Raw genomic sequence first — 16,239 nt, 5'->3', positions numbered from 1 at the left:
TTGAAATATCCATTCAGGATATCCTCCTTTCAAAATGAAGTGGTTGGTAGCCATCTTCATTTTACCAAAGGAGGATTTTTTGGTATAGCTAAAAGCTTTCCAGAACCCCACGCATAGCGTGGGGTTTTCAAACCCGACAACAAAAATCCCGCCGCAAAGCGACGGGATTGAAGTTCTCTCTTACAGAGCAGCCTTGGCGGTTTCCACCAGCTTGGTGAAAGCGGCAGCATCGTTCACAGCCATATCGGCCAGAACCTTGCGGTCCAGTTCCACACCGGCTTTGTTCAGGCCAGCGATGAAACGGCTGTAGCTCAGGCCATTGGCACGAGTAGCAGCGTTGATACGAGCAATCCACAGTTGACGGAATTCACGTTTCTTGGCTCTTCTGTCACGACGGGCATAGCTCAGGCCCTTCATAACGGTTTCATTGGCTTTTTTGAATTGTTTGCTCTTGGCACCTCTGTAACCTTTGGCCAGGGCCAGGATGTGTTTATGACGTCTATGGGCAGTTACGCCGACTTTAATTCTTGCCATTGTTCAAATTCCTCCTTGGATATTTCTCTACACTCAGATTAAGCGTACGGCAGCATCTTAGCTACGCGTTCATGATCGGTCTTATGTACCAGAGTTGCTTTGCGCAGGTTTCTCTTCCGAGCAGGAGATTTGTGTTCCAGGATATGGCTCCGGAAAGCTTTGCCACGTTTGAATTCACCGGAAGCGGTAGCTTTAAAGCGTTTAGCAGCAGATCTGCGGGTTTTCATTTTCGGCATGATTGGACATCCTCCTTGTTATTTGGAACTTTTGGGAGCAACGATCATAATCATGTTGCGTCCTTCCAGTTTCGGCTTTCTTTCTACAGTCGCAATTTCCTGCAGTTGGTCAGCCATTCTATTCAGTAATTGTTCACCCAGTTCAGGATGGGTCATTTCACGGCCCCGGAACATGATGGTGACTTTTACCTTGTCACCGCCCTGTAAGAAGCGGATGGCATTCTTGCTCTTTACTTCGAAGTCGTGATCTTCGATCCGGATGCGGAGTTTTACTTCTTTGACGTCGATGACTCTCTGGCGTTTCCGGGCTTCTTTTTCTCTTTTCTGCTGTTCATAGAGATACTTGCCGTAATCCATGATGCGGCAGACAGGAGGTTTGGCTTTCGGGGCGATTTCCACCAGGTCCTGGTGCTTTTCTTCCGCCAGGTGCATGGCATCCCGCAGGGACATGATTCCCAGTTGTTCGCCGTCAGCCGTATTCACACGGACTTCTCTTGCGCGGATAGCTTCATTGATCCGCAGTTCTTCTTTTGCTATGACGTTCACCTCCAGTGATTCTGACAAAAGACAATAAAATAAAACGGGTGAACCAAAGTCCACCCGTTGCAAAATCCAGTATCACTGACCCTGTCGAGCAATGCCGCAAGGTGAGAAGCAGGTGGCCTCTACTTTGGTTACTTAATTATTATACCACAGAGGAAAAATTTTGCAAGCAAAATTTCAGCTGATGTCATTTAATCAGTGAGCTGTTCCGCCTTTTCCCGAGCTTCCCGCATGGTGCGGATTTCTTCCGCATAGCCACCCAGATCATTGGGGGTTTCCAGGATAAAAGGCAGATCCCGCAGGGCCGGATGATTCACCACCCGTTTCAGGGCTTCCAGGCCGATCATCCCCTGCCCCAGTTTTTCGTGACGGTCTTTGGCAGCCCCCAGAGGATTCTTGCTGTCATTCAGGTGGATGGCCTTCAGTTTTTCAATTCCCAGCACATCGTCGAATTCCTGCAGCACTCCGTCCAGGTCATGGACGATGTCATATCCACCGTCCCAGATGTGGCAGGTATCCAGGCAGATGCCCACTTTTTCCGGATGTTCCAGCCGGTCCAGGATGGCCCGCAGTTCTTCGAAGGTACGGCCCATTTCTGTGCCCTTGCCCGCCATGGTCTCCAGCAGCAGTGTGGTATGCATGGACGGGTCGATGATTTCGTTCAGGATTTCCCCGATGAGCACAATGCCGACCTGAGTTCCCTGCCCCAGATGGTTGCCCGGATGCATATTGTAATAGTTGCCGGGCACGATTTCCAGTTTGCGCAGATCATCGGCCAGGGTCTGACGGGCGAACTCCCGTACATTGGGTTTGCTGGAACAGGGATTCAGGGTATAAGGGGCATGGGCTACCAGAGGGATGGCCATGTTGGGTGCCCACAATTCCCGGAAAGCAGCCACATCAGCTGGATCGATTTCTTTAGACCTGCTGCCCCGGGGATTCCTGGTGAAAAAAGCAAAGGTATCGCCATCGATGCTGAGTGCAGTCTTCCCCATGGCCGTGAAGCCTTTGCTGCTGGACAAGTGACATCCAATGTGTAACATAACAAGATCCTTTCTATAAAAAGCGGGTTTACCAGACGACACGGAGCGATCCGCCCGGTGCGCCCCGCTATTCCACGCTGTTGGTGAAATCGTAGGGCAGTTCAATGATGAACCTCATTCCCCTGCCTTCAGCGTTGTCCGCCTTGATCAAGCCGCCCAGGAGATGTACCAGACGGTGGGTCACCACCAGGCCCAATCCCCCGTGGACCTTGGCACTGCCCACCTGACGGGTAAGCTCAAAAGGCAAAAACACCTTGTCCACCATATCCTGGGGCATCTTCATACCTGCGCACAATACAGTGAACTCCATGCACACCTTCCTGTTTTTCACCAGTTTCTGGCGCACGGCGCACAGCACCCGCTGACCCTTTTCCGTAAACAGCAGGGCATTGGTAAGAAGGTTCAGCAATACCTGTTCCAGCCGTTTTTCATCTCCCACCAGATGAGTGTACAACAGTGGTTCCACAGTGCAGGAATAGGAAATTCCCTGCTTCTCCGCCTCTTTCTGGAACAATCCATTGAGCTTTTCCAGGGTCTTGTCCACATCGAACGTCTCGCTTCTGGTTTCCAGGGTACCATTTTCCATATCGGACAGTTCCTTGATGTCCTCGATCATGGTCATCAGATACCGGACTTCGCTCTGGCTCTGCTCCATGTAATCCTTTCGCCGGTCCGGATCCACCTCCCCTTCGCTGAGGGTCAGGTTGCCCATAATGTCCCGCAGGGCTTCCCGGGTATCCTGGCTGATCCGGTTCAGGAATTCAGCCTTGGCCTGAACGGCCTCTTTGGCCTGATTGACGTCCTGGTTCAGCCGGACCCGTTTTGCCATCTCTGCGCCCCGGCTGTCATTCACATCCCTCTTCAGCAGCAGACAGCTGCGGGTATGGATGGCATCCTTCTTCACACCCTGGAACAGGATGGATTTCCAGTGCCAGGTGCCATCGGCAGCTTTTTCCCGGGCGGTGAATTCCACGGGCTGACAGGTCTTCATAGCTTTTTCCAGGCAGCCTTTCAGTACCTCTTCCGGGTATTTGGCCGCATCTTCCGGCAGCAAGGGCCCGATCAGGTCGCTGAGGCTATCGATGTCCCGTTCCTGGATTTCCAGCCGGCCATCCCGGAAATGGTACCGGTAGGCCTTCTGTTTTTTCCAGTCCACGTCTTCCAGGCTGTCATAGGTATCGCACAGGTGGCTGATCATACCGCTGATCCGATACCGCAGCTGCCGTTCCCGGCGCAGCTGATGTACCCGGAACCGGTAGGCAATGAAGAGCAGGATGAGAACGCCTGCCATCACTTCCATGCCGGTGCGGACAAAAGGCAGGGAGGGAACCTGGTCCATGCCTCCCTGCAGGATCGTCTTCCAGCCTTCCAACTGTGCCATCAGATTCTTCAAGATTTCCATGTTCCACGCTCCTTGCCTTTACTTGTTGTTCTGCAGCTGGCTGCGCAGATACCCCTCTGCCGCCTGCAGCTGGTTCGTTCCTTCTTCATCGGCGGCCTCCACCACTTCGTCAGGAGTAATGCCCACCTTGTCGATGCTCCGGCCGCTGGGGGTGTAGTACTTAGCTACTGTCAGCTTCACAGCCGTCTTGTTGCTCAGCAGGAAGATATTCTGCACCACGCCCTTGCCATAAGTCTTCACTCCAAACAATCTGCCGGAGCCGGTGTCCTGGATGGCGCCGGAAACAATTTCCGCAGCGCTGGCCGTACCGTTATTTACCAGTACGGCCAGGGGAAAGTCCACCTTTTCCAGGGTGGAACTTTCCGTCTGGGTATTGCCATCCTTATCGGTGACAGAAACAATGGGGCCTTTGGGTACCAGGTAGCGGGCCACGCCCACGCCGCTTTCCAAAAGGCCCCCAGGATTGTCCCGCAGGTCCAGTACCAAAGCCTCCATGCCCTGATCCTTCAGTTCCTGGAGTTTGGCGCCAAAGTCTTTGGCAGTATCTTCGTTGAAATTGGTCACCCGGATATAGCCGATATGGCTTTCATCCATACGTCCATAGACACTCTTCAATTTAATGTCGCTGCGGGTAACGGTAATATCCTGCGGTTCCTCATCCCCCCGCTGGAGGGTCAGGGTTACCTGGGAACCGTCCTCGCCCCGGATCTGCTTCACCACCTGGTTCAAGTTCTGACCGGACAGATCATTGCCGTCGATTTTCAGCAGAATGTCTCCGGCCTTGATTCCAGCTCGGAAGGCCGGCGTATCCTCGATGGGCGAGACCACTACGAACCTACCGTCCTTCTGCTGGCCCATGACCATGCCCACACCGCCGAAATGGCCTTCGGTCATGGTAGACAGGGCTGCAAAGTCCTGGTTGTCCAGATAGGATGAATAGGGATCGTTCAGGACTTTGACCATGCCTTTCAATGCCCCGTCATAAATGGCTTTCCGATCGGTTTCCCCTGCATAATGATGCTGGATCAGGTGCATGGTCCGGACAATCTGAAAAAGGGCAGCCGGGTCTTCAATCCAGTTTTTCATAAGATAATAGGTTCCTCCGCTGAAAACGCCCAGCGAAAGGAAAAACACTCCCAGCATCTGGGGAGCGGTATATTTCTTTTTAAACATGGTTCTCCTTTTCAGGCCGGGGATGGGCTTGCCGGGCGGGATCCCTTCGGGACCCTTGGCAAGCCCCTACGGATTGTTATCGGATATACGGTAAAACACCGCAGGGACGCACCAAGACTCGCGCAGCGATGTCGCCGGGTGCGCCCGCCCCTGGTCTCCCGTAAGGGATTCTTCTATTCAGCCAGCCTCCTACGGCAAATACTGCAGCGGACTGGTGACTTCGCCGTGGATGCGGACTTCAAAATGGCAGTGCGGCCCGGTGGAATTACCGGTACTGCCGGCCAGGGCAATGGTCTCCCCCTTGCCCACCTGCTGGCCCTCGCTGACCGTAATGGACGAATTATGACCGTACAAGGTCACCAGACCGCCCCCATGGTCGATCATGACAGCATTGCCGTAGCCCCCCATCCAGCCGGCGTACACCACGGTGCCGCTGTCAGCCGCATGGACCGGATCACCGTAATCGGCACCGATATCCAGCCCGGCGTGAAAAATCTGCGTCCCCCAGATGGGATGCACCCGCCAGCCGAAGGGCGATGTGATTTCCCCGTTTACCGGCCACATGAACTGACCAGTACCATGAGCCTGGGCCGCCAGACGACCCTCTTCCTCCATGCGCTGGATCATGGCTGTGATTTCCTGGCTGTTGCGCTGCAGTTCTTCATATTCTGCATCCAGTTTGGCTTTTTCCGCCAGGGCCTGTTCGTACAGGGCCTGCCGTTCCACCGTCTTCTGGGCGATGATTTTCTGTTCGGCAGCAGCTTCCGCATGGATGGCATCCAGTTCCCGTTTGTTGTCATCCAGGATGGCCTTCTGGTGTTCCAGAGCTTCCTTCTGGGTCTGCAGTTTGTCGATCAGGTTGAAATCCCGGCGGATCACCCGCTGGAGCAGATACATCCGGGAGGCGAAATCCCGGAAATCCGTGGACCCCAGCAGTACATCCAGGTAGTTCACCTGCCCATTTTCGTAGATATCCCGAAGACGCTTTTCGTACACCTTCCGTGTCTTGTTGTAGTCAGCTTCCTTCGTTTTCAGGGCCGCTTCATTCTGGCGTATCCTGATTTCCAGCGCCCGCTGCCTTCCTTCGATTTCCGCCAGTTTCCGTTTTGCTTCCGCCAGTTCGTTCTGGGCGGCCACCAGCCGTTCTACTGCATTGCCGATTTCCTGTTTCTTCTGTTCCCGCTGGGCATCCTTCGCGTCCATCTGCTGCTGGATATCCTCCAGTTCGGCCTTCTTGTCTTCGATAGACTCAGCCCAGGTCACAGGGGCCGACAGCTGGGCACCCAGCAAAACCGCCGCCAGGGCGGCTGCACAAGTTTTCATCCGGCCGCCTCCTACACATCCAGGAATTTCCGCAGGGAAATACTGCTGCCCAGAGCACCGATCAGGGTACCCACTACCACCAGCACGCCGCACAGATAGCCCATGGTGGGCCAGGTGGGCAGCATGGGAAAGAAGGCCAGCGTGGCGTAAATCCGGGCCAGGATGGCATTATACCCCTGGTACAGAGCCAGGGAGGCAATACCTGCCCCGATGAGGCCCATAAGCATCCCTTCCAGCAGAAAAGGCCAGCGGATGAACCAGTCGGTGGCGCCTACGTATTTCATGATGTTCACTTCCCGCCGCCGGGCAAACACAGTAATGCGGATGGTATTACTGATGATGAACAGCGTGGCAATGGCCAAAAGCGCAATCAGCAGCACGCCGCCGATCCGCAGTACCCGGGTCAGCTGGAACAGGTGTGTCACCACCTCCTGACCGAACTTGGCCGTTTCCACCCCGGGCAGCTGCTGCAGCTGGGGCACCAGGCCAGGGATCCGTTCCGGCGTATCCACCTGGATTTCAAAGGAAGCCGGGAACGGATTGTCCTGACCCAGGGCATCCAGCAACTTCTGCTGATCCCCCAGCCGGGACTTGAATTCCTGCAGAGCCTGCTGTTTGGTCACAGGCTTCACCTGCACGATGCCCTCGGTACTCTTCAGCACCTTGTCCACCTGCTTCAGCTGGTCCGGCGTGGCGTTGTCACGCATGTAGACGGTAACCTGCACCTGGCTTTCCAGCTGATGGGCCAGGTTGTTCACGTTCAGGACCATGGTCAGGAACATGCCCAGTACCAGGAGCGACAGAGCCACTGTGCTGATAGAAGCGATGGTCATCAGGGAATTCCGCTTGAAAGAGGTCAAGGTCTCTTTGATGTAATACCATTTCGTACTAAACTTCATACCCGTAAACTCCTTTGCGGTCATCCCGGACGATATGCCCGTCCTCCAGGGCGATGACCCGTTTCTGCATATAGTCCACCATGGTCTTGTCGTGCGTGGCCATGATGATGGTGGTACCGTTGGCATTGATCTGGGAAAAGATATTCATGATTTCCATACTGGTTTCCGGGTCCAGGTTCCCGGTGGGTTCATCGGCGATTACCAGGAGCGGATCGTTGACGATGGCCCGGGCAATGGCGATGCGCTGCTGTTCCCCGCCGCTCATTTCGCCGGGATAGGCATCGCCCCGGTCTTTCAGTCCCACCAGTTCCAGCACCTCATTCACCCGCTGGCGGATCTTGTGGCCGGGAGCCTCGATCACCTGCATGGCAAAGGCCACGTTCTCATAAGCCGTGCGGTCATTCAGCAGCCGGAAATCCTGGAACACGATGCCCAGCTGCCTGCGCAGATACGGAATATCCCGCCGTTTCAGCTTCATCACATCCACTCCGTCCACGAAGATCTGGCCGCTGGTAGGCTCGATTTCCCGGGAAATCAGCCGGATGAACGTACTTTTCCCGGCACCGCTGGGGCCTACCAGGAACACGAATTCCCCGGCCTTGATTTCAACATTGATGTCTTCCAGGGCAACGGAACCCCCCGGATAGATTTTTCCTGCATGACGCATTTCCAGCATGGAAACAATCCTCCTACTTGTTATGGATAAGAGCAAGAGCCCGTCCGATATTGGCTCTGGCTTCCTGCCGCAGTGCACGGATCTGGTCCCGGCGCTGCCGGCCGTCCTCCTGCCATAATCTGCGGGCCCAGGCCACTAACTCACCAGAGATGACCCTGTCGATGGTATCCACCACGTCCCCCTTCATGCCGTCTACGAACCGGTCCACTTTGGGATCATAGGAGATGGCCATAAAAGGCACGTCATTCAGGGCAGCAAACACCAGAGCATGGAGCCGCATACCGATCAGCAGATGGAAATTGCTGATCAGGTCCTGGTACTCCTGGGTGGAACATTTCTGTTCCAGGATAAATACATCGCTTTTCTCCCGCATCTGATCCCGCACCTGGGCGGACAGTTCCGCATCCGCAGGAAACTGCAGAGGCAGGAACAGGATCTGGGCACCGAATTCCTGCTTCAGCTGATCAGCCGCTCTGGCAAATTCAGCTGTAAACCGTTTTTCCCCTTTCCAGTGGCGCAGGGCCAGTCCCACCACCGGCCGGGTAAGATCCACGCCCAATTTTTCCAGCAGCGCCGCACCGGAGTCCTTCCGTCCTTCCGGAAGGGAGAACACGGCATCGCTGGTCACGTGGATGGCAGCCGGATCGAACCCCATGGAACTGAGATCTTCCAGGGATCCGTCGTCCCGCACCGTGATGAGATCTGCTTTTTTACACACCAACCGGGTAAGGAAGCGGCTGAACGTCCCCCGGATGGGGCCGATACCCTGAGCAAAGAGCATGATCTTCTTGCCCAGCAGCCCGGCCAGCGCAATGATGGACAGATAATAATAGAGACTCATGCGGCTGGTCACATTCTGCAGCAGGCTGCCGCCACCGGAAAGAAGCAGATCCGTGCCTGTCATGGCCCGCAGGATGCCCCACAGGTCGAACCGATGGATGGCCTTCACCGGATGGAGCCGGGCGGTGATTTCCGGATGACCGGAAATGACCGTCAGTTCCACCTGGGGATCCTGTTGTTTCAGGCTGGTCACGATGGCCGTGAGCATGGCTTCATCTCCTGCATTGGAAAAGCCATAATAGCCGGAGATCAGGATCTTACCCAACGGAATTCCTCCTCTTTTGGATCAGACGCAGTACATGAGGATAAGCCGCCGCAAAGATAATTATGGCGATGAGGCCGGCCACCACACCGACTACATATCCATCCAGGGCCCGTACATAGCTCATGAGGATGGGGGTACGCATATGGCAGAAGGTCTGTACCAGGCTGCCCTGGCCGATGGCCGCTGCCGTGACGCACAGACCGTAAAACCAGGCAGGCAGCTGTTTCCAGGCCGCCCAGGCAGCCAGGAAGAAGGCCGGATGCCCGATCATGAATTCTTTTTCACGAGGCCGTGCCCACATGGTTTCCTCCAGGAAGAACCGGAGTTTCTGTTCCACCATGGGTACCGGGACCCCGGCCGTATGGCCGCTGCGGCCGATGAATACCCAGGCCACGAAGGCAAAGATGCCCAGGACTGCCAGGGCTTTCAAATTCAGTGGACGATCCAGGAATTCCACCACGCGATGGAAGGGTTTCCGCCAGTCTTCCCCTTTCTTCCACAGACCGTGGGTCCGCAGGAAGAGCAGCAAAGTCAGGAACACCGGCAGCATAAAGGTGACCTTGACTCCCCGGTAGATGTCCATTTCCAGCAGGAAACGGGTGTCGCTGAGGATACCGCCCAGGAGCGAAGCCCCTATCAGGGACAGTACGATGGTCTCACCCAGATGCAGCGTAGTACGGCAGACCAGCTGGACCAGACTGCCGTTGTGTCCGCTCTGCCGCCAGATTCCCATCATCCGGTACATGGACAGCACCGGGAAGGTCACAGCGGCGCCCAGAGCAATGCCCTGCCGGGCCAGCAGGCTGAAAGGACCAGCGAATACAGAAGCCGACAGTACCACACCCAGGCCCATGGTGCTCTTCACATAATGTTCTTCTTGCAATACACCCAAAAGAAGCAGATACATGCAGAAAGCAGCTGCCAGAGAGAAGGCCAGGGGCACATACCACAGACGGCTGGGCTGATACACCTGGAAAATGTCAGCCGGGCCCTTGGCAAACCCCTTGCTGTCCACATCCTTCGTCACCCGTTCCACGTAATCCAGGTTGGTCTGGAGCAGGGTCTTGTTGTCCCGGGGCGTCAGGAAGGTCTTGATGTAATTCACCCGGATATTCCGTTCCTCGTCCGCCAGGGACCAGCGCCGGAAGGCATCGAACACCTGCATCTTCCGCTGTTCCGCGTCGGCAATCACATAGGTGCGGGCCACCTGGTAGTTGGCCAGTTTGGCCAACTCGGTAAGGCCGTCCAGCCGCACGAACTGCAACTGGGTCACCCCTTCCACCATACCCAGGGTGATGTGCCGCTTCAGCAGTTCTCCGGCAACAAGAGGAAGCTGTTTCTGATTGCCCAGCATCTGTTTGCCGCTGCCGATGATCAGGCTCACATGGGCACCGCTGTTGTCCAGCCGGTCGAAGAAGGCATGGATCTGTTCTTCTTCACTGGCGGCTGCAGCCGTATACCGTTCGCTGTAATTGGTAGGACGGATGGCCACCATGAAGCCGTTTCTGGCCACATCCTGCAGTTCATCCGTAGAAGGCCCCAGATCCATTTCCCGGACGCCCCGTTCATCACCGGCAATGGGGTTCTTGCTGATGATGGTATCCCCGTCGAAACGCAGGATGAGCGGAGAGGTATTCATTTCCACAATCCGCTCCAGTCCGAAACGCAGACGGATGTCTTCTTCTACTTCCCGCAGGGCCCGGTCACTGGTACCGGCAGAAATGTACAGGGCATCCACCATGAATTCAGGATTGTCGATGATGGCCTGCCATTCAGGCCGCAGGCTCTGCACCCGTCCCATTTCCAGCAGCTGGGCCCCGGTGAGCACGTTCACGGCACCCTTCTGGGCCAGCTTGTCCAGGCTGGTATCGAACACGGTCAGGGTGGTCACGCCCCGTTCCCGGAACTGCTTGAACACTTCTTCCTTGGGCACACCCTCTTCCTGAGCGATCCGCAGCAGGCTGTTGTATTCCATGACGGTCTCCACCGTCCTGTTGGCTTTTTCCACCTGGATCCGCTGCCAGTTCAGACACAGGGAAGCCGCCAGCCCCAGGCCGACCAGGGCCAGGAACAGTTTTTTGTAGGTTTTCATGGCGATGTTCTCCTCTTAGTGTTTCAGGCTGCGCAGATAGGCTTCCACAAACAAGTCCAGATCCCCGTCCATGACAGCGGAGATATTGCCGGTTTCGGCACCGGTACGATGATCCTTCACCATGGTGTAGGGCTGGAATACATAGGAGCGGATCTGGCTGCCCCATTCGATAGCCTGGTAATCGCCGGCGATTTCGCTGATTTTCTTATCCTGGATGGCCTTTTCGTATTCATACAGTTTGGCACGCAGCAGAGCCAGGCAGCGTTCCTTGTTCTGCAGCTGGCTCCGTTCGTTCTGGCACTGCACCACGATACCCGTGGGGTTGTGGGTCATCCGCACGGCGGAAGAGGTTTTGTTGACGTGCTGACCGCCGGCACCGCTGGCCCGGTAGTAATCCACCCGTACATCGTCCATGTTCAGGTCCACTTCCACGGTTTCATCCAGTTCAGGCATTACATCCACAGCAGCAAAGGAGGTGTGGCGGCGGGCGTTGGAATCAAAGGGAGAAATCCGCACCAGCCGGTGCACACCCTTTTCGCTCTTCAAAAATCCGTAGGCGTTGTGGCCGGAGATGGTCAGGGTAGCACTTTTCACGCCGGCTTCTTCCCCGGGCAGCAGGTCCATCAGATCTACGGTGAACCCTTTCCGTTCAGCATACCGGGTATACATTCGCAGCAGCATCTGGGTCCAGTCCTGGGCTTCGGTGCCGCCTGCCCCGGCGTGCAGGGTCAGGATGGCATTGTTGGCATCGTACTTGTCACTGAGCAGCATGCCCAGTTCCAGATCGGCCAGGGTCTTCTTGGCCCCTTCCACTTCCCCTTCGATTTCGCTCTGGAGACTTTCGTCCTTTTCTTCCATGGCCATTTCCCACAGAGTTTCCACATCATCCAGTTTCTGGACCAGGCCGTGGAACGTTTCCACTTCACTTTTCAGGTTGTTGGCTTCCTGGGCCACGGTCTGTGCCTTATCCGGATCGTCCCAGAACCCCGGGGCAGCCATCTGGTGCTCCAGATCAGCGATCCGTTCCGTCTTTTGGGGAATCTTCAGTCCCCCCTTCAGTTCGTCCAGTTTCTCTTTCAATTGAGTGATTTCCGGTTTCAGTTCTTCCAGTAACAAGGTTTTCCAGCCCTTTCTTTTTTAACATGGGAAAAACGAAGCCGGGTTTCCCCAGCTCCGTTTGATGCGTCGTCAGTTTTTCGTTGCTTGCGGATGGCTTTCAGCCGGGCTCTTGGCCTGTTCAGCGGCACCGTCCACATTGGGATTGTTCACAGAAGCCTGGGACAGATGATCTTCTACCGTAGGCTGGGTTACCACGTTCACCCGGTACATGTACCGGACCACATCATCCACAATGGCTTCCTTCATGGCTTCGAACATATCATAGGCTTCGAATTTGTATTCCACCAAGGGGTCCCGCTGGCCGTAGGCCCGCAGCCCGATTCCTTCCCGCAGGGCATCCATGGCATCCAGGTGTTCCATCCAGTGGGTATCCACCACTTTCAGCATCACCAGATTTTCCAGTTCCCGCATGATGGGTGCGCTGATGGCAGCTTCCCGTTCGTTGTAATAATCATGAGCCGCCTTATGCAGGTATTCTTCCAGTTCCTCCCGGCTCATGTTAGCCAGTTCATCAGCTTTCAGCCTGCCGGCAGGCACATAGAATTCTTCCGCATATTTGATCAGGGCCGGAATATCCCAGTCTTCGCTGTAAGATTCCTTGGGCGCATACATATCCATGGTCCGGTCCACAATATGATCGGCCATGCTCAGCACCGTTTCCTTCAAATCAGCTTTTTCCAAAATCTTCCGCCGCTGATCGTAGATGACTTCACGCTGTTCGTTCATCACATCATCGTATTCCAGCACGTGTTTCCGGATGTCGAAGTTCCGGCTTTCCACTTTCTTCTGGGCATTCTCGATGGAGCGGGTCACCAGCTTGTGTTCGATGGGTTCGTCCTCGTCCATACCCAGTTTGTCCATGATGCCGGAGATGTTGTCGGATCCGAACAGCCGCATCAGGTCGTCTTCCAGAGACAGATAGAACCGGGTAGAACCGGGATCGCCCTGACGGGCGCAGCGCCCACGCAGCTGATTGTCGATCCGGCGGGATTCGTGCCGTTCGGTACCGATGATGTGCAGCCCGCCCAGTTCGGCTACACCTTCGCCCAGGGTAATATCCGTACCACGGCCTGCCATGTTGGTAGCAATGGTCACGGCGCCCATCTGGCCGGCGTCAGCCACGATCTCAGCTTCTTTTTCATGATACTTGGCATTCAGCACATTGTGAGGGATGCCCTTCTTCTTCAGCATGGCAGACAGCTCTTCGCTCTGGGCAATGGAAGTCGTCCCCACCAGCACAGGGCGTCCCACGGCGTGCAGCTCTTCGATGGCTTTGACCACTGCCCTGTACTTGGCCCGTTTCGTCTTGTAGATTACATCCGGATAATCGATACGGATATTGGGCTTGTTCGTAGGTACGACCACTACATCCAGGCCGTAGATCTTCTGAAATTCCTGTTCTTCCGTCTTGGCCGTACCAGTCATGCCGGCCAGCTTGTCATACATCCGGAAGTAGTTCTGGAAGGTGATGGTAGCCAGTGTCTGGCTTTCCCGTTCCACCTTCACATGTTCCTTGGCTTCGATGGCCTGGTGCAGGCCTTCGGAATAGCGGCGGCCATACATCAGACGGCCGGTGAATTCATCCACGATGATGACTTCGCCATCTTTCACCACGTAATCCCGGTCACGGATCATCAGGGCCTTGGCCTTCAGGGCTTCCATCAGCTGATGGCTCAGATCAGTGCCATTCTGGGGATCATACATATTCTTTACGCCCAGCAGCTTTTCAGCCTTGGCGATACCCTGTTCCGTGGGAGCTACGGTCTTCAGCTTCTCATCCACCGTGTAGTCTTCTTTTTCTTTGAAGTTCTTCACCACATCGGCCATGATGTTGTACAGGTCCGTGGATTTTTCCCCAGGTCCGGAAATGATTAGAGGCGTACGGGCTTCATCGATCAGGATGGAGTCCACTTCGTCTACGATGGCGTAATGCAGAGGCCGCTGGACCATTTCGTCCAAAGAAACCACCATGTTATCACGCAGATAGTCAAATCCGAATTCGTTGTTGGTACCGTAGGTGATATCGGCAGCATAGGCGGCCTTTCGGGCGGGGAAGTCCATGTCGTGGACGATCAGTCCCACTGTCAGGCCCAGGAACCGATATACCCGGCCCATGTCCTCGCTGTCCCGGCGTGCCAGGTAGTCGTTGACGGTGACCACATGCACCCCTTTGCCTTCCAGGGCGTTCAGGTAGGCCGGCAGAGTAGCTACCAGGGTTTTCCCTTCACCAGTACGCATTTCGGCAATCTTACCCCTGTGCAGGATGCAGCCGCCGATAAGCTGTACATCGAAATGGCGCAGGCCCAGGACCCGGCGGGAAGCTTCCCGTACCACAGCGAAAGCTTCCGGCAGGATGTCATCCAGGGTCTCCCCTTTGCTCAGCCGCAGCTTGAATTCATCCGTCTTGGCCCGCAGACGGGCATCGCTCAGGGCGGAAATTTCCGGTTCCAGAGCATTGATTTTATCCACATAGCCCTGGCAGACCTTCAGTTCTTTCTTGTTCGGGTCCCCAAAGACCAGTTTCATCAGGTGTTCCAGCAAATTTTATCACTCCTCAATATCTGATGCGCATATCGCAAAAAATACACTCTATGAATCCATTTTATAATTGTAGCAAATGGCTATATGAAAGTCAAAAAGAGTCGGGGCAAAAAGCCTCGACTCTTTGTAAAAACTTGATGAAATTCCGGTAAAGCTTGCGTAACTGGAAATTTTACACCAGTTCCGGATTGATCAGGCCATAATCGCCGTTCTTTCTGCGATATACAATGGCAATCTTTTCCGTTTCAGCGTTGAAGAATACGAAGAAGTCATGGTTCAGCATGTTCATCTGCATAATGGCTTCCTGTACACCCATGGGGCGCATGGCATAGTTCTTCACACGAGCTACCGTGAATTCGCCCGTTTCTTCCGGCAGTTCTTCATTATCAGGCAGAGGAGCCGGTTCCGCATCCTTGAAGTTGCTGTATTTCCGTTTCATCAGGCGAGTCTTGTATTTATGAATCTGCCGTTCGATTTTTTCTACGCATTCATCAATGGATGCATACATATTATCGGAAGTTTCCTGCGCCCGCAGGACGATGCCGCTGGCCGGTACCGTGATTTCTACCGTATGTTTGCCTTTTTCCACACGCATCACGGCAGTGATCTCGCCCACCGTCTTGAATTGTTTGGTGATGGTCTGGACACGTTTTTCCACGTAGTCTTTTAAAGCCTGGGTGACCTCGATGTTTTTACCACGAACTTTTACTGCCATAATAACTACCTCCTCACCGGTGGAACATTTCCCACCGTTCTTACTATATATATTCTACAACAAAGCGGAAATCCCTGCAAAAGATTCTAAAAAAATGTAACAAATTTTTGAGATCTGCCTACAGGATCTTACTCAGGAAGCTCCGGGCCCGTTCGTTCTTCGGATGGTCGAAGAACTCTTTCGGATCACCCTGTTCCAGGATTTTGCCCTCGTCAAGGAACAAAATGCGGTTGCCTACTTCCCGGGCAAAGCCCATTTCGTGGGTCACCACTACCATGGTCATCCCTTCCCGGGCCAGGCTCTTCATGACGTCCAGCACTTCGTTGATCATTTCCGGATCCAGTGCAGACGTAGGTTCATCGAACAACATGGCCTTTGGCTTCATGCACAGGGCACGGGCGATGGCCACCCGCTGCTGCTGGCCGCCGGACAGACTGGCCGGATAGGCATCGGCCTTGCTCAGCAGTCCCACCTTGGCCAGATATTTCTTGGCATTCTCCACGGCTTCTTCCCTGCTCTCATGCCGCACGATGGCAGGCGCCAGGGTCAGGTTATCCATCACGGTCATATGGGGGAACAGGTTGAACCTCTGGAACACCATCCCCACTTCCTTCCGCACTTCGTTGATGTTGGCCTTCCCGTCCAGAGGGATACCGTCGAAGGTAATGGTGCCGGAAGTGGGCACTTCCAGGTAGTTCAGACAGCGCAGGAACGTACTCTTGCCGCTGCCGCTGGGACCGATAACGACCACCACTTCCTGTTCTGCGATAGTCACATCGATTCCCTTGAGGACCTCGTTCGCACCGTAACTTTTATGCAGGCCCTCCACTTTAATCAT

Annotated in this window: 15 protein-coding genes; all 15 read right to left on the bottom strand. The window is 54.9% G+C overall.

Annotated features, from left to right (window positions below):
- Positions 1-180: 180 nt before the first annotated feature.
- Positions 181-534: a 50S ribosomal protein L20 gene (gene rplT, locus ACR0QW_RS05695; protein WP_071142942.1), complete on the bottom strand. Its 354-nt coding sequence runs from the start codon at positions 532-534 to the stop codon at positions 181-183.
- Between the two features lie 38 nt (positions 535-572).
- Positions 573-770: a 50S ribosomal protein L35 gene (gene rpmI / locus ACR0QW_RS05690; RefSeq protein WP_071142943.1), complete on the bottom strand. Its 198-nt coding sequence runs from the start codon at positions 768-770 to the stop codon at positions 573-575.
- 18 nt (positions 771-788) lie between these two features.
- Positions 789-1,322 (bottom strand): translation initiation factor IF-3, encoded by a 534-nt coding sequence (infC, locus tag ACR0QW_RS05685; protein WP_432642747.1) that lies wholly within the window; start codon positions 1,320-1,322, stop codon positions 789-791.
- Positions 1,323-1,504: 182 nt separating this feature from the next.
- Positions 1,505-2,356: a deoxyribonuclease IV gene (locus ACR0QW_RS05680; RefSeq protein WP_432642743.1), complete on the bottom strand. Its 852-nt coding sequence runs from the start codon at positions 2,354-2,356 to the stop codon at positions 1,505-1,507.
- 67 nt (positions 2,357-2,423) lie between these two features.
- On the bottom strand, positions 2,424-3,758 hold the full coding sequence (locus ACR0QW_RS05675) for a sensor histidine kinase (RefSeq protein WP_432642742.1): 1,335 nt from the start codon (positions 3,756-3,758) through the stop codon (positions 2,424-2,426).
- A gap of 18 nt (positions 3,759-3,776) precedes the next feature.
- On the bottom strand, positions 3,777-4,931 hold the full coding sequence (locus ACR0QW_RS05670) for a S41 family peptidase (RefSeq protein ID WP_432642741.1): 1,155 nt from the start codon (positions 4,929-4,931) through the stop codon (positions 3,777-3,779).
- 189 nt (positions 4,932-5,120) lie between these two features.
- Positions 5,121-6,254, bottom strand: coding sequence for a murein hydrolase activator EnvC family protein (locus ACR0QW_RS05665; protein WP_432642740.1), 1,134 nt, complete (start codon positions 6,252-6,254; stop codon positions 5,121-5,123).
- A gap of 11 nt (positions 6,255-6,265) precedes the next feature.
- Positions 6,266-7,153, bottom strand: a complete 888-nt coding sequence (gene ftsX / locus ACR0QW_RS05660; protein WP_432642739.1) for a permease-like cell division protein FtsX — start codon at positions 7,151-7,153, stop codon at positions 6,266-6,268.
- Positions 7,143-7,829 (bottom strand): cell division ATP-binding protein FtsE, encoded by a 687-nt coding sequence (gene ftsE / locus ACR0QW_RS05655; RefSeq protein WP_432642738.1) that lies wholly within the window; start codon positions 7,827-7,829, stop codon positions 7,143-7,145. The genes ftsX and ftsE overlap by 11 nt, the downstream gene beginning before the upstream one ends.
- Before the next feature lie 13 nt (positions 7,830-7,842).
- Positions 7,843-8,934, bottom strand: coding sequence for a polysaccharide pyruvyl transferase CsaB (gene csaB, locus ACR0QW_RS05650; RefSeq protein ID WP_432642737.1), 1,092 nt, complete (start codon positions 8,932-8,934; stop codon positions 7,843-7,845).
- Positions 8,927-11,026, bottom strand: a complete 2,100-nt coding sequence (locus ACR0QW_RS05645) for a DUF5693 family protein (protein WP_432642736.1) — start codon at positions 11,024-11,026, stop codon at positions 8,927-8,929. Before ACR0QW_RS05645 ends, csaB begins: the two co-directional genes overlap by 8 nt.
- Before the next feature lie 15 nt (positions 11,027-11,041).
- Complete coding sequence (gene prfB, locus ACR0QW_RS05640) at positions 11,042-12,142, bottom strand: peptide chain release factor 2 (RefSeq protein WP_432642735.1); 1,101 nt, start codon at positions 12,140-12,142, stop codon at positions 11,042-11,044.
- Positions 12,143-12,214: 72 nt separating this feature from the next.
- Positions 12,215-14,671, bottom strand: coding sequence for a preprotein translocase subunit SecA (gene secA / locus ACR0QW_RS05635; protein ID WP_432642746.1), 2,457 nt, complete (start codon positions 14,669-14,671; stop codon positions 12,215-12,217).
- Between the two features lie 187 nt (positions 14,672-14,858).
- On the bottom strand, positions 14,859-15,401 hold the full coding sequence (hpf, locus tag ACR0QW_RS05630; protein ID WP_432642734.1) for a ribosome hibernation-promoting factor, HPF/YfiA family: 543 nt from the start codon (positions 15,399-15,401) through the stop codon (positions 14,859-14,861).
- Between the two features lie 118 nt (positions 15,402-15,519).
- On the bottom strand, positions 15,520-16,239 hold the full coding sequence (locus ACR0QW_RS05625; RefSeq protein ID WP_432642745.1) for an amino acid ABC transporter ATP-binding protein: 720 nt from the start codon (positions 16,237-16,239) through the stop codon (positions 15,520-15,522).

It is taken from the genome of Acidaminococcus sp., assembly GCF_050873445.1.
Taxonomy (GTDB): Bacteria; Bacillota; Negativicutes; order Acidaminococcales; family Acidaminococcaceae; genus Acidaminococcus.
The sequence above is the reverse complement of the archived record's forward strand: the minus strand, read 5'-3'. Positions and strand labels throughout refer to the sequence as shown.